This is a genomic window from Mucilaginibacter sp. GW822-FHT03E02 (assembly GCF_058801545.1).
In genome coordinates this window covers 1-23,783 of sequence record NZ_JBXANJ010000001.1, presented here as the reverse complement: position 1 = coordinate 23,783, position 23,783 = coordinate 1, and the positions used below count along the sequence as shown (strand labels likewise).

Annotated in this window: 18 protein-coding genes and 1 tRNA gene; 12 read left to right on the top strand and 7 right to left on the bottom strand. The window is 42.2% G+C overall.

The window, feature by feature from the left end:
- The first annotated feature begins 56 nt into the window (after positions 1-56).
- The 10 genes from AC1RM2_RS00095 to AC1RM2_RS00050 all read left to right on the top strand — a co-directional run bounded on the left by AC1RM2_RS00095 (position 57) and on the right by AC1RM2_RS00050 (position 17,660).
- Complete coding sequence (locus AC1RM2_RS00095) at positions 57-3,578, top strand: SusC/RagA family TonB-linked outer membrane protein (protein ID WP_492982164.1); 3,522 nt, start codon at positions 57-59, stop codon at positions 3,576-3,578.
- A gap of 18 nt (positions 3,579-3,596) precedes the next feature.
- On the top strand, positions 3,597-4,967 hold the full coding sequence (locus AC1RM2_RS00090; protein WP_274213670.1) for a RagB/SusD family nutrient uptake outer membrane protein: 1,371 nt from the start codon (positions 3,597-3,599) through the stop codon (positions 4,965-4,967).
- Between the two features lie 81 nt (positions 4,968-5,048).
- On the top strand, positions 5,049-5,987 hold the full coding sequence (locus AC1RM2_RS00085) for an ABC transporter ATP-binding protein (RefSeq protein ID WP_492982162.1): 939 nt from the start codon (positions 5,049-5,051) through the stop codon (positions 5,985-5,987).
- A complete protein-coding gene (locus AC1RM2_RS00080) occupies positions 5,987-8,287 on the top strand; it encodes a Gldg family protein (RefSeq protein WP_492982160.1) in 2,301 nt (766 codons plus the stop codon). The genes AC1RM2_RS00085 and AC1RM2_RS00080 overlap by 1 nt, the downstream gene beginning before the upstream one ends.
- Positions 8,288-8,289: 2 nt before the next feature.
- On the top strand, positions 8,290-9,642 hold the full coding sequence (locus AC1RM2_RS00075) for a MutS-related protein (protein ID WP_492982158.1): 1,353 nt from the start codon (positions 8,290-8,292) through the stop codon (positions 9,640-9,642).
- Positions 9,639-10,964: a MutS-related protein gene (locus tag AC1RM2_RS00070; protein WP_492982156.1), complete on the top strand. Its 1,326-nt coding sequence runs from the start codon at positions 9,639-9,641 to the stop codon at positions 10,962-10,964. Before AC1RM2_RS00075 ends, AC1RM2_RS00070 begins: the two co-directional genes overlap by 4 nt.
- Before the next feature lies 1 nt (position 10,965).
- Entirely contained in the window at positions 10,966-12,180 is a 1,215-nt protein-coding gene (locus AC1RM2_RS00065) for a hypothetical protein (protein ID WP_492982154.1), read from the top strand.
- Between the two features lie 357 nt (positions 12,181-12,537).
- Positions 12,538-15,312, top strand: a complete 2,775-nt coding sequence (locus AC1RM2_RS00060) for a M16 family metallopeptidase (protein WP_492982152.1) — start codon at positions 12,538-12,540, stop codon at positions 15,310-15,312.
- A 607-nt stretch (positions 15,313-15,919) separates the two neighbouring features.
- The gene (locus AC1RM2_RS00055; RefSeq protein ID WP_492982150.1) at positions 15,920-16,960 is read left to right on the top strand and encodes a recombinase family protein; all 1,041 of its coding nucleotides are present in this window, start codon (positions 15,920-15,922) and stop codon (positions 16,958-16,960) included.
- Positions 16,905-17,660, top strand: coding sequence for a hypothetical protein (locus AC1RM2_RS00050; RefSeq protein ID WP_492982149.1), 756 nt, complete (start codon positions 16,905-16,907; stop codon positions 17,658-17,660). Before AC1RM2_RS00055 ends, AC1RM2_RS00050 begins: the two co-directional genes overlap by 56 nt.
- Before the next feature lie 110 nt (positions 17,661-17,770).
- Here AC1RM2_RS00050 and AC1RM2_RS00045 read toward each other — a convergent pair.
- From AC1RM2_RS00045 to pyrE, 4 genes are all read right to left on the bottom strand, one after another.
- Positions 17,771-17,843, bottom strand: a tRNA-Lys gene (locus tag AC1RM2_RS00045).
- Between the two features lie 131 nt (positions 17,844-17,974).
- Positions 17,975-19,603, bottom strand: a complete 1,629-nt coding sequence (locus AC1RM2_RS00040; RefSeq protein ID WP_492982147.1) for an ABC-F family ATP-binding cassette domain-containing protein — start codon at positions 19,601-19,603, stop codon at positions 17,975-17,977.
- 380 nt (positions 19,604-19,983) lie between these two features.
- Positions 19,984-20,379 carry an SRPBCC family protein gene (locus tag AC1RM2_RS00035; RefSeq protein WP_492982145.1) on the bottom strand — a complete coding sequence of 132 codons (396 nt, stop codon included), beginning with the start codon at positions 20,377-20,379 and terminating at the stop codon, positions 19,984-19,986.
- A 123-nt stretch (positions 20,380-20,502) separates the two neighbouring features.
- Entirely contained in the window at positions 20,503-21,162 is a 660-nt protein-coding gene (gene pyrE, locus AC1RM2_RS00030) for an orotate phosphoribosyltransferase (protein WP_090646850.1), read from the bottom strand.
- Between pyrE and AC1RM2_RS00025 the strand changes: the two genes are divergently transcribed.
- Positions 21,161-21,799: an NUDIX hydrolase gene (locus tag AC1RM2_RS00025; RefSeq protein WP_477384617.1), complete on the top strand. Its 639-nt coding sequence runs from the start codon at positions 21,161-21,163 to the stop codon at positions 21,797-21,799. The two genes, pyrE and AC1RM2_RS00025, sit on opposite strands and share 2 nt — an antisense overlap.
- Here AC1RM2_RS00025 and coaD read toward each other — a convergent pair.
- From coaD to nudK, 3 genes are all read right to left on the bottom strand, one after another.
- Positions 21,768-22,229, bottom strand: coding sequence for a pantetheine-phosphate adenylyltransferase (coaD, locus tag AC1RM2_RS00020; protein ID WP_492982143.1), 462 nt, complete (start codon positions 22,227-22,229; stop codon positions 21,768-21,770). The genes AC1RM2_RS00025 and coaD overlap by 32 nt on opposite strands.
- 67 nt (positions 22,230-22,296) lie before the next feature.
- Positions 22,297-22,665: a DUF4406 domain-containing protein gene (locus tag AC1RM2_RS00015; protein ID WP_492982141.1), complete on the bottom strand. Its 369-nt coding sequence runs from the start codon at positions 22,663-22,665 to the stop codon at positions 22,297-22,299.
- Positions 22,662-23,240 carry a GDP-mannose pyrophosphatase NudK gene (gene nudK, locus AC1RM2_RS00010; protein WP_492982139.1) on the bottom strand — a complete coding sequence of 193 codons (579 nt, stop codon included), beginning with the start codon at positions 23,238-23,240 and terminating at the stop codon, positions 22,662-22,664. The genes AC1RM2_RS00015 and nudK overlap by 4 nt, the downstream gene beginning before the upstream one ends.
- A gap of 57 nt (positions 23,241-23,297) precedes the next feature.
- Between nudK and AC1RM2_RS00005 the strand changes: the two genes are divergently transcribed.
- The gene (locus tag AC1RM2_RS00005; RefSeq protein WP_492982137.1) at positions 23,298-23,783 is read left to right on the top strand and encodes a DeoR/GlpR family DNA-binding transcription regulator; all 486 of its coding nucleotides are present in this window, start codon (positions 23,298-23,300) and stop codon (positions 23,781-23,783) included.

Genomic DNA, 23,783 nt, shown 5'->3' with positions numbered 1-23,783 from the left:
AATATACCACAAAACAGGGTATACAAAATCTTGTATGCCATAAAATTTTCCTCATCATGCGATTAACCTGCTTGTTTTTGTTTGCATCGCTGATGCAAGTTGCCGCTGCCGGATTTGCACAGAAAATTTCCTTGTCAGAAAAAAATACACCTTTGGTCAAGCTGTTTGCTAATATCAAAGTGCAAACCGGGGTAGATTTTGTGGCAGACGGAGATATCCTTAAGGCAGCAAGGCCCGTGAACATCCGGGTGGTTGATATGGAGCTAAAAGATGTTCTGGAAATATTATTCAAAGATCAGCCGTTAGCCTACGAAATTCAGGATAAAATAGTGATAGTGTCTCGAAAAGAACCGTCATTATTAGACAGAATCAGCGCAGTTTTTACTAACATAGACGTAAATGGCTTAGTCGTTAATGAACGCGGAGAGCCCATGCCAGGAGCAAGTGTATCAGTTCAAGGTAGAGGAAAGTTATATATTACCGACGCCAATGGTACATTCAAATTGCTTGACGTTTCGGGGAAAGAGACGATCATTACCAGATTTATCGGCTATAAACCGGATACCACGGTACTCAAATCGAAAACGAGTATTGTTATTGCTTTAAAGCCCTTAGCGGCACAGTTATCAACGGTCACCATTGTAAATACAGGTTACCAAAACTTAAATAAAGAACGTGCGACCGGATCTTTTGGCGTGATTACAGCCAAAGAACTTGCACAGTTCCCAACTATCAGTGTACTTGAACGTATTCAGGGAATGGTACCTGGTGTTAATGTCTCCACGAAAACAACAGCCGGCCAAAGCCGCAATGGAACTATTAACATTCGCGGTATCTCTACGATAGTTGGCCAGTACACACAGGTGAGTGTGGAACCTTTGCTCGTTATTGACGGATTTCCTTCACAGATTTCCATTGCGCGAGGCGCATTAGACTTTCTCAATCCGGATGACATTCAACAGATAACCTTTCTTAAAGATGCGGCTGCCGCATCCATATGGGGTATCCAGGCTGCCAACGGGGTGATTGTAGTCACCACAAAAAAGGGAAAGCAAAATGCTGCCCCCACCATTAACTTCTCGACAACTTACAGTACAAGTGCAAAACCAGGCACAAAGTATGGGCCGAGACTTTCGGTTCCCGATTATATAAACCTGGAAAAAGATATGATTAACGCTAATCTGTTAACTGACCCCGTGCCATCAAGTTATCTTCCGGCCAATAACAGTCAGGCTCAAGCCATCATATTCAAGAACAAACGGGGAGAAATCAACGAAGCCCAAATGAATTCGGAGCTCGCGGCACTCGGGCAAAATGATAACAGGGGCCAGATTTCCAAGTATTTATTGCAAAAGCCTGTCACGCAACAATATAACCTGTCGCTGTCAGGCGGAGGTGTAAATAGCTCTTATTACATGTCCGGCTACTACTATACGGACGACCGGGTATACAAAAGCAACCGGAACAAAGGATATTCCTTCAACATTGGTACAAGCTCGGGGCTCTTTAAAAATCGCATAACCATCAATACATCTTTGAATTATGCCAACACCACAGATAAAACTAATCCTACGTCGGCACAGGCCATGAGCATGTCAACCGGAGGCCTGCGTCCGTATGACATGCTCACAAATCCTGATGGCAGTACCAAATATTATGATGTTTTTATGGTTCCCGAACGCGCCCGCGAATTTGAGAAACAGGGATACCTTCCATTTCGATATTCTCCAATTGACGAGTTGAAGTACAACAACACCGTGAATACCGGAAATAATCTGGGTATTATTATGGATGTAAATGGTAAGATTACACCTTGGCTGAGTTTATCGGTTTCCGGCAACCTGGCCAGGAATTTCAATGAGCAGGAAAATTATCAGGAGCCTGACAGCTATGCATCCAGAATCATGATCAATAGGGCAACGAGTGTTAACGCCGCCGGGAAATTGGTTTATGGCATTCCGATGGGTGGGAAATTGGCTCTCAATAATTCATTGGTCAGAAGTTACAATGTCAGGGGGCAGCTTAACGTGAATAAAAACTGGAACGATAAGCATGAACTGAATGCGGTACTGGGCAATGAAATCCGTGAGGTTTTTAGAAAGAGCAGTGGAGAGAACCGTTATGGCTACAATAAAGAGATTAATTCATTTAGTAGTGTAAACCCAACAGTTCGGTACACGGATATCTATGGCCAGCGCCCCAATATAGGCAGTACAACCGGGCCGGTAGTGGAGAAAACCACAAGGGCGCTTTCCTACTACGCAAACGCCGCCTACACTTACGATAAAAAATACACCATTTCAGGGAGCGCACGTTTTGACGATCTTAACCTTTTAGGCGTTGAGCGCAGAAAAAGAGCCATTCCGCTTTGGTCTGGCGGCCTCAGCTGGAATCTAAAACAAGAAAGCTTTTTGAAAGACGTCGAATGGTTAAGTACCTTATCCGGCCGCTTTACCTATGGTTTTACCGGGAATGCACCACAGGGTTATGCGCCGGTAACCGTTATAGATTTGTCGGGTACCGACTTTTATTCGGGACTTCCTTATGCAACCATAAGCCGTCCGGCAAGGGATAACCTGGCGTGGGAGAAAACAAGAATGCTGAATTATGGACTTGAATTTTCATTATTCAATGGCCGCATTTCCGGCACATTAGATTACTACAAGAAACACACCACAGACATATTCTACACCTTACCGATCAATGCAACCTACGGATTTAGCGAAACTTTATTCAACGCAGCAAGATTAGAAGGAAACGGTATAGATCTGGGGCTTTCTTTCGCCCTGGTGAGGTCTAAAACAGTAACCTGGAACAATACCATCAACTTGTCATACAATACCAACGTTGTTCATGACGAACGCTTTAAATTGCCTATCGGCAATGAAGATGTCACACAAGGGCAAATTATTCACGACGGTTATCCAACTGATTTCTTGTTCTCCTACAAGTTTAAGGGTTTGGATGCCAAGGGTGAAACACTTATTGAAGATCCAAAAGACCCCGGTAAAATTTACACGACTGCCGACTATCCATATTATGACATTAAAGCGTATTCCGGCAGAACAGCTTCTCCCTGGTTTGGCGCCTATTTTACAAATGTCACTTATAAGCACTTTGATCTGGGTTTACAATTCCAGTATCAGTTGGGTGGTGTTTTTCGGAAACCATCCATCAACACGCTTACTGATTTTGTAAGCAGTGCAGGAGATCTGGCAAAACGCTGGAGAAACCCCGGTGATGAGTTGACCACAACAGTTCCCGGAATTAATACTGATTATAACCTCGGTTACTATTATGGCACCAGTGTGGATAGGTATTCAAATTCTGATTTACTGGTCAGAAGCAGAAGCAATGTAAAGCTGCAACAAGTACGCCTGGCGTATTCGGTACCTCAGCAGGTTGTAGCCAAGTTCGGAATCAAGGCTTTAAGCTTATCGGCAGTTTGCCGCAACCTGGGTATGATCTGGGCTGCGAATAAAGAGAAAATAGATCCCGACTACCTTTATAGTGAAAGTAGTACTTATCAATTGGCTCCTGTCCGGACTTATTCTTTCCAAGTTAACCTGAGTTTATAACCTCACAAAGACAAAATCATGAATATTGTAAAAATATTTTTAATAGCCATATTAACGTTTGCCTTGGTATCTTGCCGTAAGTACGTAGAAAATGTTCCGGTTCAGGGGCAAAGAGTTTTGGTCTATACACAAGATTACCGCCTACTGATCAATGGCCAAACAAGTGCTGAAATTGGCTCAGGGAATTCGGCCATTTTGGGTTGTGATGACATTGATCTAAAAGATCCTAATATTCAGGATCAAATCTCAACAGACAATTCGAACCTTGCGATGTATACCTGGGACAAGCCCTTTTATCTTGAAAAAGTTGACGATTTTGACTGGAACGGAATGTATAAAGCGATGTACACCTACAACACTGTAATATCGGGCGTTTTGAATAGTAAAGGTGGTTCGCTGGCGGAACGGAATGAAATTTATGCTGAGGCACTTGTACAGCGGGCCTTTACTTATTTTACCCTGGTAAACTCCTATGCTAAGCAGTATGATGCAGGGACGGCTGGATCTGACCTTGGCGTGCCACTTTTACTTGAAGCAAAGTTATTCGTCCCTCTACCGAGAGCAACAGTTGCCCAGGTTTATGCTCAGGTGCTTAAAGACCTGGAAATTGCTATCCCTCTGATATCGGTTACCAAAGAAAATGCTGTAAGGCCGAGCAGGGCGGCAGCTTATGCCTTACTGGCCAAAGCACATTTAAACATGCGGAATTTTGAGGCAGCACGCCAGGCCGCAGAACAATCGCTGGCGCTTTCAGGACAGCTTTATGATTACAACCTATCAGCTGGTCCTTTGAACGCTCCATTTCCTACTCTTTTGGAAAATAAGCAAATCCTTTTGCGTAAAATACCCAGAACTACCTATTCGGCATTACAGTTAAGTGATGACTTGCTGAATTTATTAGGGACCAAAGATTTGAGGTATGTGCTGTTTACCAGGTTTGGTGACCAGTTTTATCCAAGTTTTAACGGCAGAGGTTTTTGGGCCGGAGGCGGTTCCGATCCGGCATGTGTTGGCTTAACGGTAAATGAAACGTGGCTGATCCGGGCGGAATGCCTGGCAAGGGCTGGACAACGTAATGAAGCGATAAAAATGTTGAATGACCTGCGTAAATTTAGGTTTACTCCAGACGATTATGTAGCGCTAACCGCCACGAGTGACCAACAGGCTTTGCAAATGGTCATTGATGAGCGCCGGAGGGAGTTTTTCGGAACAGGCCTGCGCTGGTTTGACCAGAAACGCTTAAATAAAGAGCCTTCACTGGCCAAAACAGTCACACGTACCTTTAAGAATGTTACTTACACGCTGGCACCTAACAGTAACGGGTATGTTTTCCCTTTTTCTTCAATCATTGTAAACCAGAATCCGGAACTAATACAGAATCCAAAATAAATCCATCTACTCATTTTCCGTATTGATATACCCTCGCCAGGTTCATCAATACGGAATTGAATTGCCTAAAAAAAGTCTGTAATGCAGAAAAGTATCGTTAAAATAGAAAATCTGTCACATAAATATAGCGCCAACTGGGCTATACGTGACATTAACATGGAGATCAACAGCTACGGGATTGTTGGGCTTTTAGGTTCGAACGGCGCGGGAAAGTCGACAACCATGAACATCCTTTGCGGATCCCTGAACCAGACCGAAGGCAACGTTTACATCGATGGTGTAAATTTCAGGGATGATCCTATGCGGGCAAAAAAAGATATAGGGTTCTTACCCCAAAACCCACCGTTATATATGGACCTTACTGTCGACGAGTACCTTATGTATTGCGCTGGATTAAGGCATATGTCGGGTAACGAGCGAAAAGACGCAGTAAAAGCAGCCAAGGAGCGTTGCGGGATAGCCCATTTTAGCAACCGGCTAATAAAAAACCTCTCTGGTGGATACAGGCAACGTGTGGGGATAGCACAAGCAATTGTACACCGGCCCAAAGTACTTGTCCTGGATGAACCGACGAATGGGCTGGATCCAAACCAGATCATCGAAGTAAGGGCGTTGATCAAAGAGATAGCCAGGGACAGGGTTGTTATATTTTCTTCTCATATCCTTTCTGAAGTACAACTGCTATGCAGGGATATCATGATGATCGAGAACGGTAGAATTGTTTTTGAAGATAGCATGGATGCATTCAATAATTACATAGCACCGCATAGCATGCTCGTTCACCTGAACAATATGCCAGCGATAATGGAACTTGAAGCCATTCAGGGGGTCATGAAGGCAGATTTGCTTACCGAGAAGCTCGTTCGGCTGTTCTTTAGCGGCGATTCGGGAATCGCCGAGACCATAGTAAACGAAAGCGTTAACAAAGGCTGGCGGCTTCAGGAGATCACGCTCGAGAAGAACTCAGTTGAGGAAATATTTAAACAACTATCACAACACCAGTCCAATAAAACATCTTAATGAAAACTATTTTCAGAATTGCAAAGACAGAGTTAAAATTACTTTTTTATTCTCCGATAGCCTGGTTTCTCATTATCATCTTTTTGGTTCAATGCGGAATCGTGTATTCAAAAATGCTGGAATCCTCTGCCGAAATCCAGGAAGGCGGCTTTAAAAACACCTTCAGCATAATTGCAGGGATATTTTTAGGATCAAACGGTCTGTTGTCGACTGTAATGGGAAACTTGTATCTCTATCTTCCCTTACTTACCATGGGCCTTATCAGCCGCGAAACCAGCAGTGGTACCATAAAACTGCTCTATTCCTCGCCCATTCGTGTACGCGAAATTGTATTAGGAAAGTTTGGAGCGATGGTAGCACTGAGCTCTTTACTGGTCACCATCGTAGCTTTTTTCATCGCGTTAAGCTATTTTACCGTAAAATCACCTGATACCGGTTTACTTTTGAGCTCCTTGCTCGGCCTGTTCCTGCTACTTTGCGCTTATTCAGCTATCGGGCTATTTATGTCCTCCCTGACTACTTATCAGATTGTAGCAGCTGTCTGCACATTTGTAACCTTCGGTATCCTGTATAATATATCAGGTTTGTGGCGTGGGGTACCATTTTTAAGAGATGTAACTTACTTCCTTTCCGTGGCCGGTCGTACTGACTGGATGCTGGTGGGGCTGATCACCAGTAATGGTATCGTGTACTTCCTGGCTATTGTGTTTCTTTTTCTGGGACTAACGATCTATAAATTGAAGTCTGGCATGGAATCAACATCCCCGCTGGTAAAAGTTACCCGTTATAGCGTTATTTTCATTTGCACGCTGGCTATCGGCTGCATCAGTGCGATACCTCAACTCATTGTGTATTTCGATGCCACGGAAAATAAAACCAACACCATTAGCCCGGAGACCCAAAAGATCATCAGGGAACTTGGTGACGAGCCGCTGGAAGTGACCGGTTATGCTAATTTGTTTGGCGGTTTTATGGAAGACGGAAATCCGGAATCTTACCAGAAAAACATCAACTCATGGGCGCCTTACGTTCGGTTTAAACACAACATCATACTTAAAAATGTCATGTACTACGATACACTGGGTATGGGGGGAGCAATTACTAAAAGAAATCCAGGAAAATCCTTAGCGCAGATTGCCGAAAAGGCAGCCAAAAACGGTGACATGAGCCTCGATCAGTTTAAGCGGCCTGAAGAGATCAGAAAAATGATAGACCTTTCACAGGAGCCCAATTATTACATCATGCAACTGAAATATAAGGGACGAAAAACATTTTTGCGCGTGTTTCCTGATAACGAGCACTGGCCTTCTGAAACGGAGGTATCGGCTGCATTAAAAAGGCTTCTGCAAGCTAAAATACCCAAAATCCTGTTTGCAACAGGAAACCTGGAACGTAATATCATTAAGATCGGCGACCGCGATTATCGTGCGTTGACAAACTTAAAGAGTTTCAGAAATTCGCTGCTAAATCAGGGCTTTGACGTTGACACCGTTTCATTAGAGACCGGTGTCATTCCCTCCGGTATTTCCGCCCTCGTATTGGCAGATCCGAAGATCGTACTTGGTTCCTCAGCAACGGCTAAACTACAAAAATATATAGATGCCGGTGGTAACCTAATGATCTCCGGCGAACCGGGAAAGCAGGCTGTTCTTAATCCGTTGCTCAAACAATTTGGGGTACAATTGATGAACGGGGCTATCGTACAACAAAGTAAGGATCTCCAGCCCGACCTGGCCGCACCCTTCCTGACCAGCGCGGCAGGAAACATTTTCCCGCCGCTTAAGCAAATACATCATGATAGCATCGTTGTTTCTATGCCGACAGCGGCGGCACTTTCAATCGAAGGTTCAACAGTATACGACGTTAAACCATTGCTGATCACCGATGCGAGAAAAAGCTGGTTAAAAAAAGACAAATTCTTAAGTGACTCTGCAACCGTCAAGTTTGAGCCGGAGAAAGGCGACCTGAAAAAGCCCTTTCCGCTGGCAGCAAGTATTACAAGAAATTTAAACGGTAAAGAACAGCGCATCATCGTTTCCGGAGATGCTGATTTTATGTCGAATGCTGAATTGAATCGCTTTAATATGAGGACCGCAAACTTTGCCTTTAATACGGGCGTTTTTAGCTGGCTGAGTTATGGGCAGTTTCCTATCAGTAGTTTCCGGCCCATGGCAAAGGATACCTTGGTACTGGTTACAAAAGACCAGGTTAAAAATTTAAGAGTTGTGCTGATCTGGGTGCTTCCGGGCATCCTACTGGCCATTGGGAGTATAATATTAATCAGGAGAAAAAGAAAATAGCGATGTCATTCCTTATCGATCAGCAGACCATTAACGACCTGAATATTTTCGGCAAACAGGGGGCCGATTCCATTTATCAGATTTTCAATAGAACCACTACGCGTGGCGGAGCGGCCATACTGGAAGAGATGTTCCGCTCCCCGCTTTCCAATTATGCCCAAATTACTGAAAGAAGTGAAACTATTCAATATTTCGCTAAAGCTGGATTACAGTTCCCTTTTCCTGCTCATCAGTTTGATACGGTGGAATCCTACTTGCGGAATGTTGATCATCGGACCAAGCTTTCAGCACAGGACGATTCGGTTGTCAGAAAGCTAAGCAACATGGTTATGCCGGACGGCGATACCTCTTCCATGCATAATGGGGTTACGGTCTTATTAGTGCTCATGAAGGATCTGACTCAGTTTCTGACCGGCTTAGAACCGCACGCGTTGAATTCTTACAGCTCGGAGGGGACCGAGATCTTGAGTCTCCTGAATAATTCTGCATTTTCACATGGGTTAGCAACAAAGTCAGGAAAAAAACTTTCCGCTGCGGAATTCGCAGAATTTGATGAGTTTTTCAGGTTTCGCTTCCGTGACGTAGTCATCGAATTATTGACCTATATCTATAAATTGGACGTATATATCACTGTTGCAAAAGTCGCTGCAGATCGGGGCTTTATTTTCCCCAAAGCTATGCCCGAAGATCGGAATGAAGTAAGGCTTGAAGGCGTTTACCATCCTCAGCTGGAAAAGGCGGTGCCCAACTCCATAAGTATTACGGCGGACAGTAACGTTATTTTTCTGACCGGTGCAAATATGGCGGGCAAATCAACCTTTATGAAGTCGCTGAGTATTGCGCTTTATATGGCGCATATGGGTTTCCCGGTTGCAGCAAAACAGATGCAATTTTCTGTTCTGGATGGAATGTTTACGACCATCAATTTGCCGGATAACCTGGGTATGGGTGCCAGTCACTTTTATGTTGAAGTCTTAAGAATTAAAAAAATAGCATTAGAGCTTAAGCAGGGGAAGAACTTGTTTGTACTGTTCGATGAAATGTTCAGGGGCACGAATGTTAAGGATGCCTGCGAAGCAACTATTGCTTTTACAGAGGCCTTTGCAGCTAAGCGGAATAGTCAATTTGTGATTTCCACACATATCATCGAGGCAGGAGAAGTGCTTCAAAAGAAATGCGGCAATATCAACTTTGTGTATTTACCGACACTTATGGATGGGAACAAGCCGGTATATACCTACTCTTTAAAACAGGGGCTAACCGCAGATCGCCATGGTATGGTGATTGTTAACAATGAAGGTATCCTGGAAATCTTAAAATCCGGACTGGAGCGGATGTCTAATCGCGGATTATGAACTTTAAAGTCGACAAACAAACTCAAGAAGATCTGAACCTATTGGGTAAATATACACCAGGTTCTGTTTTTAATCTATTCAATAAAGTGCAAACCAGTGGCGGAGAGCGGCTGCTGCAGCAAATGTTTCAACAACCACTTACTGATCCGCAAGCGATCAATAAACGATGCGGTTTATTTAACTACTTCGGACAGAAAAAATTGTTATTCCCGTTTAGCAAGCAGGATTTCCAGGAAGTAGAAAATTATTTCCGCATAGGCACAAGCAGCAATTATCCGGGCGCCTTATTGCATGTTGTTTCCACGAGGGTTCAAAACTATCTCCTAAAGGATGAACGCTATGAGAAATTACAAAACGGCCTTTCGGTAACGATTAAAATGTTGAATGATTTGCGCAGGTTTCTGGACTTGTTAAATGATAGTGAAACGACACCCTTTGACCATGAAAAAAGCATACTCTTAGATATCCTTGCCCATCCCCGCCTCAGGAATTTATTGGAACAAATAAATTCGGCAAAGTTTTCCATCGTGCAGCTGGCGGCTTATGATTATCTGATCAAAAAAACGCTGCAGGCAGATATGGAAACCCTGCTGGAAAATATTTACAAGTTGGATGTTTACATCGCCGTAAGCGCAGTTGGCAGAGATCGTGGATTTACCTACGCGGAAGCGGTGCCTAAAGCAAAGCATCTGGTCAAAATCAGCGAAGTATGGCATCCGGCGTTAATTAATGGGGTTGCCAATCCTATAAACTTTGACGAAGGCAGTAACATGCTATTTCTGACCGGAGCCAATATGGCTGGTAAATCTACATTCATGAAAGCGTTCGGCATTGCAGTTTACCTGGCCCATATGGGTTTTCCCGTTGCTGCGAAACACATGCAGTTTTCAGTTCGCGATGGTATTTATTCTTCCATCAATGTCTCCGACAACCTGAATATGGGGTATAGTCATTTTTATGCAGAAGTATTGCGCGTAAAAAAGGCAGCAGAGGAAGTAGCTACCGGAAATAGCTTCATCGTCTTATTTGACGAATTGTTTAAAGGCACCAATGTAAAGGATGCGTATGACGCTACGCTGGCCGTTACAGCGGCTTTTGCGCAATATCACCAGTCCTTTTTTATCATCTCTACACATATTATTGAGGTAGGCGAAGCCTTGCAGAAAACCTCCGAAAATGTACAGTTCACTTTTTTACCAACGGTTATGCACGGTAGCGTACCAAAATATACTTATAAGCTGGAAACGGGCATAACCACTGACCGTCAGGGTATGCTCATTATTGAAAATGAAGGAATACTGGCCTTATTAACTGAAAAATAACATGAAAAACTATATAACTGAAACTTTTCCTCCAGGAAAAAGTCTTTTCTTTTCTCATTGGGTAAAACTGGTTCCGCTGGTTTGTATCCTGTTCATTTTAGCTACCCCTTCCTTTGCTCAAAAAGGGTTAAGCCGTGTGGAAGCAGAAAAGCTTGCAAGAAAAGAATGGACGATAGAAAAAAACAAGTTGCGTCCGGCAGCGGAGAAGGTGTGGTCTGAAGGAGTTATCCATTTAGGGCAATATAACATGGCTATTGCCTATCGGGCATTCGGCGAGAAGCCTGCCGACGGGCGTAGCCTTTATATCTCGCTTCATGGGGGCGGAAATGCTCCTCCGAAGATCAACGATCAACAGTGGGAAAACCAGCGGACGCTTTATCCGATAAAAGAAGGATTTTGTATTGTGCCAAGAGCACCTACTAACACCTGGAATTTATGGCACGAAGACCATATCGACAATTTGCTGGATTCATTAATCCGATACGCTGTCATCTTGGAAGATGTCAATACAAATAAAGTCTACATCCTGGGATACTCTGCAGGTGGTGACGGAGTATTTCAACTCGCTTCGCGTATGGCTGACCGTTTTGCTGCCGCGTCTATGATGGCCGGCCACCCCGGAGACGCCAATGCACTTAATCTTCGAAACCTGCCATTTGCCATTTATATGGGCGGACTTGATACGGCTTATCATCGGAACACCCTAGCAGTAGGCTTTGAACAAAAGCTCGATAGCTTGCATAAAGCTGATCCACTAGGCTATAGGCACGATTTTCATTTGTATGCCGATAAGGCGCATTGGATGGATCACAGAGATACTATAGCGATACCATGGATGGCCTCTTTTACAAGAAACCCGCTTCCCCAAAAAGTATCATGGGTACAAGACAACCGGCTTCAGCATCGCTTTTATTGGTTATCCGCACCTGTCGAAACACTTAGCGAAGGTGCAGCGGCCGAACTAAGCATAAAAGGAAACCAGATAAACGTAACTAAGAGCACCTTTAAAGTATTGAATATTAATCTTAATGATAAAATGATGGATCTTGATCAAAAGATTACTGTTCTACAAAATGGGCGTATCCTATTCCGGGGCAAAGTCAAACGAAATTTAAATACAATCAAGAGGACCATTCAAGAATATCAAGATTCTCAGATGATCTTTTCCGTGAAATTAGTTTTAACTGGAGATAAAGTGACTGTGAAAAATGCTTGAGTCGATTTACGTGAATGAACTGATCGCAGAGTCATTGCCTTTGGCGGGAAGAATACCCCTGCCACGCGATACTTATCAGTGAATTTATAGCGAGCTTTTACCAGCGGTTTCAAACAGCGTTTATTATAAATAAAAGAAATTTTGCTTAATGGCTGTATTACTGCCAGTAATAGGATTAGTCAGTGAGGCACATGTCTGATAGCGGATACAGTGGGGAATCATCAATAAAAAAGGTAATCATTAGCCTGCAAATCGATAAATGTTAAATCAAACGAAAAAAAAACTTTAATGAAAAAAATATTTTTGACCGGAGTGGTCGCTATGGTTTTGTTAGCTTGTATCGTAAGCCAAAGTACGATGGCTCAAGCAGTACTAAAGTTCCGAAAAACAAATATGGCTGCCGAACTTCCTTTAGATCCTGTAGTTCGTATGGGTAAACTGCCCAATGGCTTCACTTATTACATCCGTCATAATGAAGAACCAAAGAACAGGGTAGTATTCTACCTGGCCAACAAAGCCGGGTCTGTTCTTGAGCGCAATGAACAGCAAGGTCTGGCGCATTTTCTCGAACATATGAATTTTAATGGCACTAAGCATTTTCCAAAAAGTGATTTGGTTAACTATCTGCAAAAAACAGGTGTACGTTTTGGCGCCGATCTGAATGCTTATACCTCATTTGATGAAACAGTGTACCAGCTGCCCTTGCCATCTGATGACCCCGAGATTCTGTCTCAAGGTATACAAATTATGCGGGATTGGGCACAGGAGGCCACGCTTGATCCGGACGAGATCAATAAAGAACGAGGAGTGGTTTTGGAAGAGAAACGTTTGGGTAAAGGAGCCCAGGACAGGATGCAGCGTCAATATTGGCCGGTTATGCTTAATCATTCCCGGTACGCAACCCGCATGCCGATCGGGACAGACTCGGTACTTACAGGGTTTAAGCCCGAAACCATCAGGTCGTTTTACAGGGACTGGTATCGGCCCGATCTACAGGCGCTGATTGTAGTTGGCGATATTGACGTGAACGAGATGGAAAAGAGCATCCTGAAAAAGTTCAACGACCTGAAAAACCCGAAAATCGAAAGAACAAGAGTCCGATATAGCATTCCACTTACCGGTAAAAATCAGTTTTTAACGGTAACTGATAAAGAAATGACATCGACAGTGTTGCAGATCATCATTAAACATCCGGGCCTTGCGCTGAAAACGGCGGGTGACTTTCGCCAATCCGTAATCAGGGAACTCTTTAACTTTATGATGAGTGAGCGTATTACTGATTTGCAGCGCCAGGCTAACCCACCATTTATAAGCGGTGGCATGGGGATAGGTGAACTTTTAGGAGGGCTTGACCAGTTTTCAGTTTTTGTAAATGCAAACCCAGGGCAATTGGAAAAAGGCCTTAAAGCTATTTGGAGGGAAACCGACCGGATAAAAAAATTAGGTTTTACGCAAAAAGAACTGGACCGCGCTAAGCAAAATTACCTGAGCAAAATGGAAGCCAGTGTGAAGGAAAGTAAAAAAGTAAATTCAGACAGTTACGTTAATGAATACCTTCAATATTTCTTAAAAGGAACCGCCTCCCCGGGTATACAATTTGAATATACGCTGCTCAAAAAATCTTTACCGGGAATAAATTTAAGCGACCTGAATAATCTGGCCCGGGCGCAAATTAAAACAAATGACAGGGATATATTAATAATGGCTCCGGATAAGGACAAAGCCATTCTGCCTGATGAAAAAACGGTGCTGACCTGGATGCGCCAGGTTGAACAGGAAAAGCAATTGCAGTACAAAAATATTGTGAATGAACAACCTTTACTTACAAGTAAACCAAAGAGCGGCCGTATCGTCAGCGTGTCTACTGATAGTTTATTAAACGTTACCACTATTCAATTTGCTAATCATGTCAAAGTCATTCTTAAACCAACCGATTTCAAAGACAATCAGATTCTGTTCAGTGGTTCTACTCCCGGGGGATCCTCCTTGTATAGCGACAACGATTATGAATCAGCATCTAACGCGGCCGGCATAATTTCATCTTTTGGCGCAGGTAATTATAATCCCATCCAATTGAATAACTATTTGTCGGGCAAACAAATTGGGGTACACATGCAAATGTCAGAACGCACTACGGGCGTTAGCGGTTCCGCAATTCCCGCTGAATTAGAAAATGCACTGGAGCTTTTGTATGCGTATTATACACAACCAAGAAAGGATAAAGACCTATTTGCCGGATTGATTACCAAGTCGAAAGCAATCCTCGAAAACCGGGCTAATTCACCGATGAATGTTTTTCAGGATACGGTTTATACAGTATTAGGTAATCACAATATCCGAAGAAGCGGTCCAAGTATCTCAAAAATAGATCAGATAAGCCTGGATAGGACTTTCGACATATATAAGGAGCGCTTTGGAAATGCCGCCGGCAGCACATTTACTTTTGTCGGCAATTTTGATGTAAAGGCAATACAACCTTTGCTGTTAAAATATATTGGCGGCTTACCAGCATTAGATTCCGCAATGCCTGCTAAAGATTTAGACATCAACATTCCGGAAGGAAACTACGAAAAAAAGGTTTTTAAAGGTACGGAAGATAAAGCAACCGTGTTATTGGTCTGGTCCGGCAAATTCAAATACAGCCATTCGAACCGGTATACCATGGACGCGCTGAAGGAAGTGCTTACCATACGTTTGCTGGAACGGTTACGGGAAGAAGAAAGTGGCGTATATACACCGAGCGCATCTGTAAATGTTACCAAATTACCACAGGAACGCTTCTCCTTAATTGTGAATTTCGGCTGCGCACCGTCAAATGTGGACAAGTTAATCGCCTCTACACTTGATGAGGTGACGAAACTGATAAAATCCGGCCCGGAACATGTGAACATCAATAAATGGCGTGCCGAAGTCCTGCGATCGCAGGAAACTGAAGTGAAAACCAATGAATGGTGGCTTGGCTATATATCTGGCCAGATACAAAATGAAGAGCACCTGGAGGATCCCTGCATTTCCACAGGATTAATAAACGCCGTAAAGTCAACGGATGTTAAAAACCTTGCCGTTAAGTATTTAAATGGTGAGAATTTTATCAAGCTTATCCTGCTGCCAGAAAGCAGCAAGATTCAATAAGCATTAAAAATAATCCGCTCATCGTTCTTTATCGTTTCCTCATATCGTTAAATGAGATCAGTTAAATTAAGTGTCTTTTTTGAGCAGTAAAGACAAGCCGCTGCAAATAGCGGTAAATACCAAGTTTGGACCTGATGCTGGATGTGTGCAGCCATTATTGTACTCTTTGCGTACCTGAAGCTATAAGCCTTTGCATCAGGATCCAATCTTTGGAGGTCACCGGCCATCAGCCCCCACGTTTGGATACTTTGCAGTATTCAAATCCATGCTGAGCCAAGGTTAAATGAAATTGCCGCTTAATCACCACAAAGTTATAGCGGAGACCATCAAATAAATTTTTTGTCGTCCTAAACTATGCTCGAACCAGAAAAAAAACGATAATCTACATTTGAAAACTTCAGGTGCTTGAAACCTTGTTTTTATATTCCAAGATTGACTGCGCAACTTCCAAAAATTCCAATAAGCATTCTGAAATCCTCCCTTCTGGGCCTCTTCGCAAGGTATTTTGTCGAGGTTAAGCAAAAACTGTTGATACAACATGGTAGAGTTCTGCTTCCGTTTTTTGGCAAAAATTCCGAACTTATAATAAGATTTATGCACTGCCCATATGAAACAAGCTTATTTATATGTCCGTGTTAGTACAGACGAACAAAAAAGAAAAGGTTATTCCTTACCTGAACAAGAAGACCGATTATTAAAATATTGTGAATGCAACGATATTTTGGTCAAAGGAATTTATCGGGAGGATTTTTCAGCAAAGAATTTCAATCGCCCGAAATGGAAGAAATTAATTACTGAAATCAAAAAGAAAAAATCTAACCAAGAAAACAGTATCCTATTTATAAAATGGGATCGGTTTAGTCGCAATATTGAGTATGCGTATGAAATGATCGGCATACTTCGTAAATACAATGCCGTTGCTATGGCAATAGATCAGCCTATTGATTTTATGGTGCCGGAAAGCGCAGTAATGCTTGCTGTTTATTTATCCATACCTGAAGCAGAAAACAGTAGGAGGGCATTAAATACTTTGAATGGTATCCGAAGAGCCAAGCAGATGGGACGTTATCCTAATAAAGCTCCAATAGGTTACCTTAATCTAACTGCACCGGATGGTAAAAAATTTATAGCTCCCCATTACCCGGAGGCTGAGCTGATTCAATGGTCGTTTCAACAATTGGCAAAAAATGCTTATCGGGTTGATCAGGTAAGGAAAATGTCTAATGCTAAAGGATTGAAGTGTTCCAGGTCCCGGTTTTGGAAACTTCTTCGTAACCCCATTTATTGTGGGTACGTGTCGTTGAGGCCAACTGAATCAGACAAAGTACAATTAATAAAAGGTATTCATGAAGCAATAATTCCAGAGGTGTTATTTTACGAGGTTCAGAATATCATCAACACAAAAAGAAAAATTGTTGGTAACGCACACGAAATCAATGAGATGTTCATGCTGAGGAAATATTTGATTTGCCCGGTATGTAATCGAAAGCTTAGCGGTAGCTTTTCTACGGGAAAAACAAAAAGATACCCATATTGCCATTGCGCTGCTGGTTGTAAAACAAGATTTAGAGCGGACCGCGTTAATGATGATTATGAAGATAATGTTAAATCAAATAGAACTCACACCAGGTGGTATAAAATTACTTGAAATTATTTTAGAGGATATCAACGTGAACACCCAGCGTGAGCATTATCTATGTGAACGGAAATCGTTGCTCAAGCAAATTGAAGAACAAGAATTTTTTGTTTCAAAAGCAAGAAGGTTATTTATCGATGATAAGATTCAATTCAATGACTTCATTAACCTAAAAAAAGAGTACAAGGTCTTATCGAGTGATTTGAAAAGTGATCTTCAAAAAGTTACAATTAAGTTAAACTGTATTGATAAACAGTTTAATATGAAACCATGCAATGATCTTTTTTTAAAGTTTAGAAATTTAGATATAAATGATGAAAAATACATCGTCAATTTGATACCTCCCACAAATATTAATTTTAATGAGGATTTTTCACTTTGCCTGAACAAGATGTTAGCAACAATTTTATTGGTCAAAAACAACGCAAAATATCAACTTGATTTAAATGACGATCAATCTCAAAGTTCATTTAGCTTTAAAGAAAGGAAGGTGTCTATCAAAAAAGCTATTTGTATATTGGCACAAAATAGCATTAACATTGATAATGACGAGGCTACTGTTATCTTGAATTTTCTCTACGTTATTGCGAAATCTACTCAGTTGCAAAAAGTAGCTCCCGACTTAAATAACCTGAACAGGAAATCGAAATCTGAAAAAATGCTATTGCCCAATAATTTGAATAAAAATAGACCCGATTCAAAATTACTATAAAGTCTTACCGGAAAATTTCGAACTCTTTTTTGTGCCTGCCTAACGGTCTGGCTATCATTTTCTTATGGGTATAAAAAAAGGAAACATCCATAATAGAATGTTTCCTTCAGTGACCTGGGAGAGGATCGAACTCTCGACCCACTGATTAAGAGTCAGTTGCTCTACCGGCTGAGCTACCAAGTCGTTCCGGTTTTTTGCCGGGTTGCAAATATGCTAATTTTTATTTGAGTCGGAAAGGATAGAAGTCGGAAAGTCTGAAAGTATTTTGTCATTTTCTAACTTCCTGACTTTCCGTCTTGCGGACTTTCTGACTTTTAAACTGCCGCGTACAAATCTTCGCGTTGTTTTTGAACTACAGGGCTATTGATATATTCATCGTAGGTCATCAGCTTATCAATATAGCCGCCAGGTGTTAATTCAATAATGCGGTTGGCTACGGTTTCTACCAGTTCATGGTCACGTGAGGTGAACAGGATGGTGCCCCTGAAGTCCTTCATGCCATTATTAAGCGCGGTGATGGATTCCAGGTCGAGGTGGTTGGTTGGTTCGTCAAACATCAGCAAGTTGGCTTGTTGCAGCATCATGCGGCTAAACATGCAGCGCATTTTCTCGCCTCCTGAAAGTACGTTACTTTTCTTTAATACTTCCTCGCCCGAGAATAGCATCCGGCCCAAAAAGCCGCGGATAAACTGGTCGTCCTTTTCGCCCGGCGAATATTCGCGCAGCCAGTCAATCAGGTTATCATCTTTGCCTTTAAAGTATTCGGCGTTATCAATAGGGATATCTGCCGGGTTTATAGTAACACCCCATTTGAATGTACCCTTAAAATCGGCGTCCCGGCCGGTTAATACGTTATAAAGGGCTGTTGTAGCAAGGCTATTTTGTGATGATATGGCAATTTTATCGCCTTTATTAACGGTGAAGCTAATATTGTTGAACAACAATTCGCCGTTAAGCGATTTTTTCAGGTTCTCAACCTGTAATATCTGGTCACCGGCCTCGCGGCCAAGGTTATTAAATATGATGCCCGGATATTTACGGTTTGATGGCTGAATTTCATCAATATTAATCTTATCCAAAGCCTTCTTACGGCTGGTAGCTTGTTTTGATTTTGAGGCGTTGGCGCTAAACCTGCGGATAAACTCCTGTAATTCCTTAACGCGCTCTTCTGTCTTTTTATTCTGATCAGAGCGTTGTTTCAGCGCAAGCTGGCTCGATTCGTACCAGAAGGTATAGTTACCGGTATAAATGGTCATTTTGGCAAAGTCGATATCTACCACGTGCGTACACACGGTATCCAGGAAGTGCCTGTCGTGCGATACCACCAAAACGATGGCCTCATATGAAGCTAAAAAATCCTCCAGCCAGCTCACGGTATGAATGTCCAGGTCGTTGGTAGGCTCGTCCAATAATAAAATATCGGGTTTGCCAAAAAGCGCCTGGGCCAATAATACACGTACTTTTTGGGTATTGTCCAGATCTTTTACCAGGTTGTAATGGAACTCCTCCTTTATGCCAAGGTTGCTTAACAGGGTAGCTGCGTTACTTTCGGCATTCCAGCCATCCATTTCGGCAAAAAGATTTTCCAGCTCCCCGGCGCGTTCGCCATCGGCATCGGTAAAATCTTCTTTCAGGTAAATGGCGTCTTTTTCTTTCATTACAGCATACATCTCCTTGTGGCCCATCATTACGGTTTCAAGTACTGTAAATTCGTCAAAAGCGTAGTGGTTTTGACTTAATACCGCCATCCGTTCGCCGGGGGTAAAACTCACCGAACCACTGGTTGGGTCAATATCTCCTGAAAGGATTTTTAAGAATGTTGATTTACCGGCACCGTTAGCACCGATAATGCCGTAGCAATTGCCCTGAGAGAATTTAAGATTAACGTCTTCAAATAAAGTACGTTTACCGTAACGTAAAGATAGATTGGATACCGTGATCATGCTGCACCTGTAATTTGGCGCAAAAATAAGCTAAAAACTTCGTTTATGGTAAATTAAGCTGATATTATGTTTGTGTAGAGTATTGTGGATATGGGGAAGAATTTGTTTGCCCAATAGTTTTGTCAAACGTGGATACTATTGCACAAAATATTTGCATGGTTGAAACTAAACGCCTGATTCATACGTTATACACTGTAATTTACCAATTATAAATAAATGGAACAACCTTTGACTATATTATACAATATTAATTAATTTTTAATTTTTTCACAGTCATGGGAGCACTAATCGTGAGCTTAATTATTATCAACGTAGTAATAGCTTTCAACAACATACAAAAACGTAAGGTATACTAATAGCCTTAAAATGCCAGCGTAAATTTAGGCTAATATGCCTTTTAAACTTTGCGTTTCATGGTCGGCTAATTTTTGCAGGGGCCCGGAAGCAAGCATCTTCAGCATCATGCTTAACTCTGCATTAATAGTAAAAACAACATCTGTTTGGTCGTTATTTGGGGATAACGACCATTTTAGTTCTAAAACAAAGGGTGGCTTTGCCGCCGGTTTAATTACAATTTCCTGGTTTGCTACGCGGCTATCTATCTTTAATGATAGCTTGGCCATATTGGGTATGCTAAAACTTGCCTCATCGGTGGTAGAAACCCATTCCTGTATGCTATCGGGCATTAGTTTTTGGTGATTATTAAAATCTGCCAAATAATTGTAAACCTCGGTTGTCGGTTTGTTTATGCTGATGGCGCTGGTAAATGTAGTCATTTTAGATGTAAGATATTAGATATGAGATTTGAGACGGCGGCTTCATTATCATACAAGTGGAAAATAGTTTAATTCGAGTACCCATTTAATCCCGCAACCCGGCACCCGAGCCCCGACCCTAAATTAGCTTGATGCAATTTGTCCCCATGCGGACGGGTTTTCGCGCCATTGAGCTAATAAAGCCACATCTTTTTCGCTGATGTATTGGTTTGCTTCGGCATATTTTATCAACGCGTTGTAGTTTGACAGCGTTACAAACGGGCACCCCGCATTTTTAAAGTTTTCTGTAGCTATGTCAAAACCGTAACTGAAAATGGCTGCAAGTCCGGCCACTTCAAATCCGGCAGATTTTAGCGCGTCAACGGCTTGAAGGCTGCTTTTGCCGGTTGATATCAGGTCTTCAATCACTACAACTCTTTTGCCGGTGGTAGTTTGCACGTCGCCCTCAATTAGGCTGCCCGTACCATGTTCTTTGGCTTTAGCGCGTACATATATAAATGGCAGGCCCATTTCCTGCGCTACCAGGGCACCTTGTGGAATGCCTGCTGTTGCAACACCAGCAATACAGCCAACACTGCCAAATTTTTCCTGGATAATAACTGTTAACTGCTGCCTGATATAGGTACGGATTGAAGGATGAGAGAGCGTTACCCTATTATCGCAGTAAATCGGCGATTTCCATCCAGATGCCCATGTAAAAGGATTATTAGGTTGTAATTTAATTGCTTTAATTTGCAGCAGGAACTCGGCAACCTGCTGTTCTATCTCATTATTATTAAACATGGCCCAAAAATACAGAATTTATATTAACGAAAAGGTTATCCTGCTAACTGAATCAGAACCGCATGGTGTAGAAAATTACGAAAAACTTGATGCAGAGGTGTTTGATCTTAAAATAATTTACACGTGGATACTGGCCAACCCCAAAAAACTGTTCTACATCAAATGTAATAATGTTAAAGAATTTTTAAAATCTGTTAAAAAAAGCATTACAGTTATTGAGGCTGCGGGTGGCCTGGTTAAGAATACCGCGGGTAACTATTTATTTATTTACCGTAACGATAAGTGGGATTTGCCTAAAGGGAAAATAGAAAAAGACGAGAAAGTTAAAGAAGCCGCCGTGCGCGAGGTGGAAGAGGAGTGTGGCATTAAAGTAAGCAGGCTTAACGAGAAAATTTGCAAAACTTACCACGTATATATAAACCGGGGAGAAATAGTGCTGAAAAAAACCCACTGGTTTAAAATGGATTGTAAGGGTAAAGAGAAACTAAAACCCCAAAAGGAAGAAGGTATTACAGATGTGCGCTGGTTTGAAAAAGAACACATTGAACCAATTATCGACAATACCTTTCCGTCTATATTAGATGTATTGCATAAAGAAAAACTGGCTACAAATAAGCTAATGCCTCTGAAGGGATAAACTGGGCCACATCGCCATGGTGACGCATAATTTCGCGTACGATGGTTGAACTGATAGATGAGTAGCCGGGCTTGCTTACGATAAATATACTTTCGATATCGGGCATTAAAGCGTGGTTCATCTGGGCTATGGCTTTCTCATACTCAAAGTCAGATACTGTACGGATGCCCCTGATCATATATGCAGCACCGATGCTTTTGCAAAAATTTACGGTGAGGCCTTCATAAGCTACAATGTGTATCCGGTCGTCGTGCTTAAAAACAGCCCGTAACATTTGCTCCCGGGTTTCAATGCTCAATAATCCTTGTTTACTGCTATTGGCGCCAATGCCTATATAAAGCTTATCAAACAGGCCAACAGAGCGTTTCACGATATCTACATGTGCTTTGGTAACCGGATCAAACGAACCTGGGAAAAGGGCGATCTTCATAGTAGCATGGTATTAATACTGTACCAAAAGTAGCAATGATTTTTAAAGTTTAAGCACGCGGTTGAATTTAAAGCGCGATAATATCGTCCAGCTTATAATAAACCTTAATGCCTTGCTCCAGGGCGATTTGTACATCGCCATCGGCTCCTTTTGATTCGCCGGCTATCCTCAAAATGGCATCACATTTGGCAAGTATACGCCGCGATACCGGGTACGAGATTTCCTGGTAGGCTTCATCGCCGGGATGCCTCGAGCCGGCTTGTTTTAACAGGGGCAAGGCAAGCCATTCGCCTATTACCGGAATGTGCCCTGCCCTGAAAATAGGAAGTGCAGCTTCTTCCATTTTTCTTAAATTATTGGCCATCAGTTCGGGATCGTCATTTGTGCCTGAGCGATAGGGGCCTGCAATTAAAATGATTAAGGGTTTAGTTGTCATGATAGCAGGTTGTTTAGTTGCGCGTGCTGTAATAGCATTATTGTTTTGGCGTCCTTTATTTCGCCGGTGTTGATCATGTTTAAAGCCTGGGTAAACGGCAATTCCAATACTTCTATGTTTTCATTTTCTTCTTCCAGGCCGCCGCCGTCGCTTACTTTCATGTCGGGTGTATATTCTGCAATAAAAAAATAAAGTATTTCTGTTACCGATCCGGGCGACATGTAAGCCTCAAACACCTTTTTTATATTGGTTATTTTATAACCGGTTTCTTCTTCGGTTTCTTTCCTGATGCAGTCTTCCGGGTTGTTTTCATCCAGCAGCCCAGCGCAGCACTCAATAAGCATTCCATCGTGGTTGCCATTAATGTAGGTAGGCATCCTGAATTGGCGTGTAAGTATCACAGTTTTAAGATCTGTATTGTAGAGCAATATAGTTGCGCCATTGCCCCGGTCATAAGCCTCGCGGGTGAGCAGATGTACCGATCCGTCTTGTTTAATAGCCTCAAACGTTACATTATTGAGCGTATACCAATTCTTGGAGAGGATCTCTGTTTGTAATATTCTGATTTTATCCATTATTTTGATTGTTTTTGATCTATTTTGATTATTTTTGAACAAATGAACGTTATTTAAATGAACTTTCAAAAAAGAAAACAAAAAGTACTTGAGCAACTAAACAGTACCGGCGAGGTTGATATCAAAGAACTGGCGGCAACCCTGGCAATATCGGAGATAACCGCCCGGCGCGATTTAAACCAACTTGCCAGCGACGGCTTGCTCTACCGTACCCATGGTGGCGCCATGAAGGTTGATCCTTTGGCAAAACCGCAGGATTTTGTAAATAAGGCGGCACAAAATTCAAGTGCTAAAGACAATATTTGCCGCAAAGCTGCCGAACATATACAGGACGGAGATATTATTTTTATGGATTGCGGCAGTACTGTTTTCAGGCTTTGCCAGTTTATAAAAAATAAAAAAATAAAGGTGATAACCAACTCGTTGCCTGTTATTTATGAATTACAAAACTGCCAGGTCTCCCTGAATATAATAGGAGGAGAGTTCGACAGCAAAAGGCAGGCCGTACATGGCAAGGTGGCAAATGAACATATTGCCCGATAA

What these genes read in the sequence shown, in the direction of transcription:
- AC1RM2_RS00090 (WP_274213670.1), top strand. Translation starts at nt 3,597, where the DNA reads ATGAATATTGTAAAAATATTTTTAATAGCCATATTAACGTTTGCCTTG.
- AC1RM2_RS00075 (WP_492982158.1), top strand. Translation starts at nt 8,290, where the DNA reads ATGTCATTCCTTATCGATCAGCAGACCATTAACGACCTGAATATTTTC.
- AC1RM2_RS00015 (WP_492982141.1), bottom strand. Translation starts at nt 22,665, where the DNA reads ATGACAACTAAACCCTTAATCATTTTAATTGCAGGCCCCTATCGCTCA.
- nudK (WP_492982139.1), bottom strand. Translation starts at nt 23,240, where the DNA reads ATGGATAAAATCAGAATATTACAAACAGAGATCCTCTCCAAGAATTGG.
- AC1RM2_RS00005 (WP_492982137.1), top strand. Translation starts at nt 23,298, where the DNA reads ATGAACTTTCAAAAAAGAAAACAAAAAGTACTTGAGCAACTAAACAGT.
- AC1RM2_RS00070 (WP_492982156.1), top strand. Translation starts at nt 9,639, where the DNA reads ATGAACTTTAAAGTCGACAAACAAACTCAAGAAGATCTGAACCTATTG.
- AC1RM2_RS00095 (WP_492982164.1), top strand. Translation starts at nt 57, where the DNA reads ATGCGATTAACCTGCTTGTTTTTGTTTGCATCGCTGATGCAAGTTGCC.
- AC1RM2_RS00050 (WP_492982149.1), top strand. Translation starts at nt 16,905, where the DNA reads ATGAAGATAATGTTAAATCAAATAGAACTCACACCAGGTGGTATAAAA.
- AC1RM2_RS00060 (WP_492982152.1), top strand. Translation starts at nt 12,538, where the DNA reads ATGGCTCAAGCAGTACTAAAGTTCCGAAAAACAAATATGGCTGCCGAA.
- AC1RM2_RS00025 (WP_477384617.1), top strand. Translation starts at nt 21,161, where the DNA reads ATGGCCCAAAAATACAGAATTTATATTAACGAAAAGGTTATCCTGCTA.
- AC1RM2_RS00080 (WP_492982160.1), top strand. Translation starts at nt 5,987, where the DNA reads ATGAAAACTATTTTCAGAATTGCAAAGACAGAGTTAAAATTACTTTTT.
- AC1RM2_RS00065 (WP_492982154.1), top strand. Translation starts at nt 10,966, where the DNA reads ATGAAAAACTATATAACTGAAACTTTTCCTCCAGGAAAAAGTCTTTTC.
- pyrE (WP_090646850.1), bottom strand. Translation starts at nt 21,162, where the DNA reads ATGTTTAATAATAATGAGATAGAACAGCAGGTTGCCGAGTTCCTGCTG.
- AC1RM2_RS00085 (WP_492982162.1), top strand. Translation starts at nt 5,049, where the DNA reads ATGCAGAAAAGTATCGTTAAAATAGAAAATCTGTCACATAAATATAGC.
- AC1RM2_RS00055 (WP_492982150.1), top strand. Translation starts at nt 15,920, where the DNA reads ATGAAACAAGCTTATTTATATGTCCGTGTTAGTACAGACGAACAAAAA.
- AC1RM2_RS00040 (WP_492982147.1), bottom strand. Translation starts at nt 19,603, where the DNA reads ATGATCACGGTATCCAATCTATCTTTACGTTACGGTAAACGTACTTTA.
- coaD (WP_492982143.1), bottom strand. Translation starts at nt 22,229, where the DNA reads ATGAAGATCGCCCTTTTCCCAGGTTCGTTTGATCCGGTTACCAAAGCA.
- AC1RM2_RS00035 (WP_492982145.1), bottom strand. Translation starts at nt 20,379, where the DNA reads ATGACTACATTTACCAGCGCCATCAGCATAAACAAACCGACAACCGAG.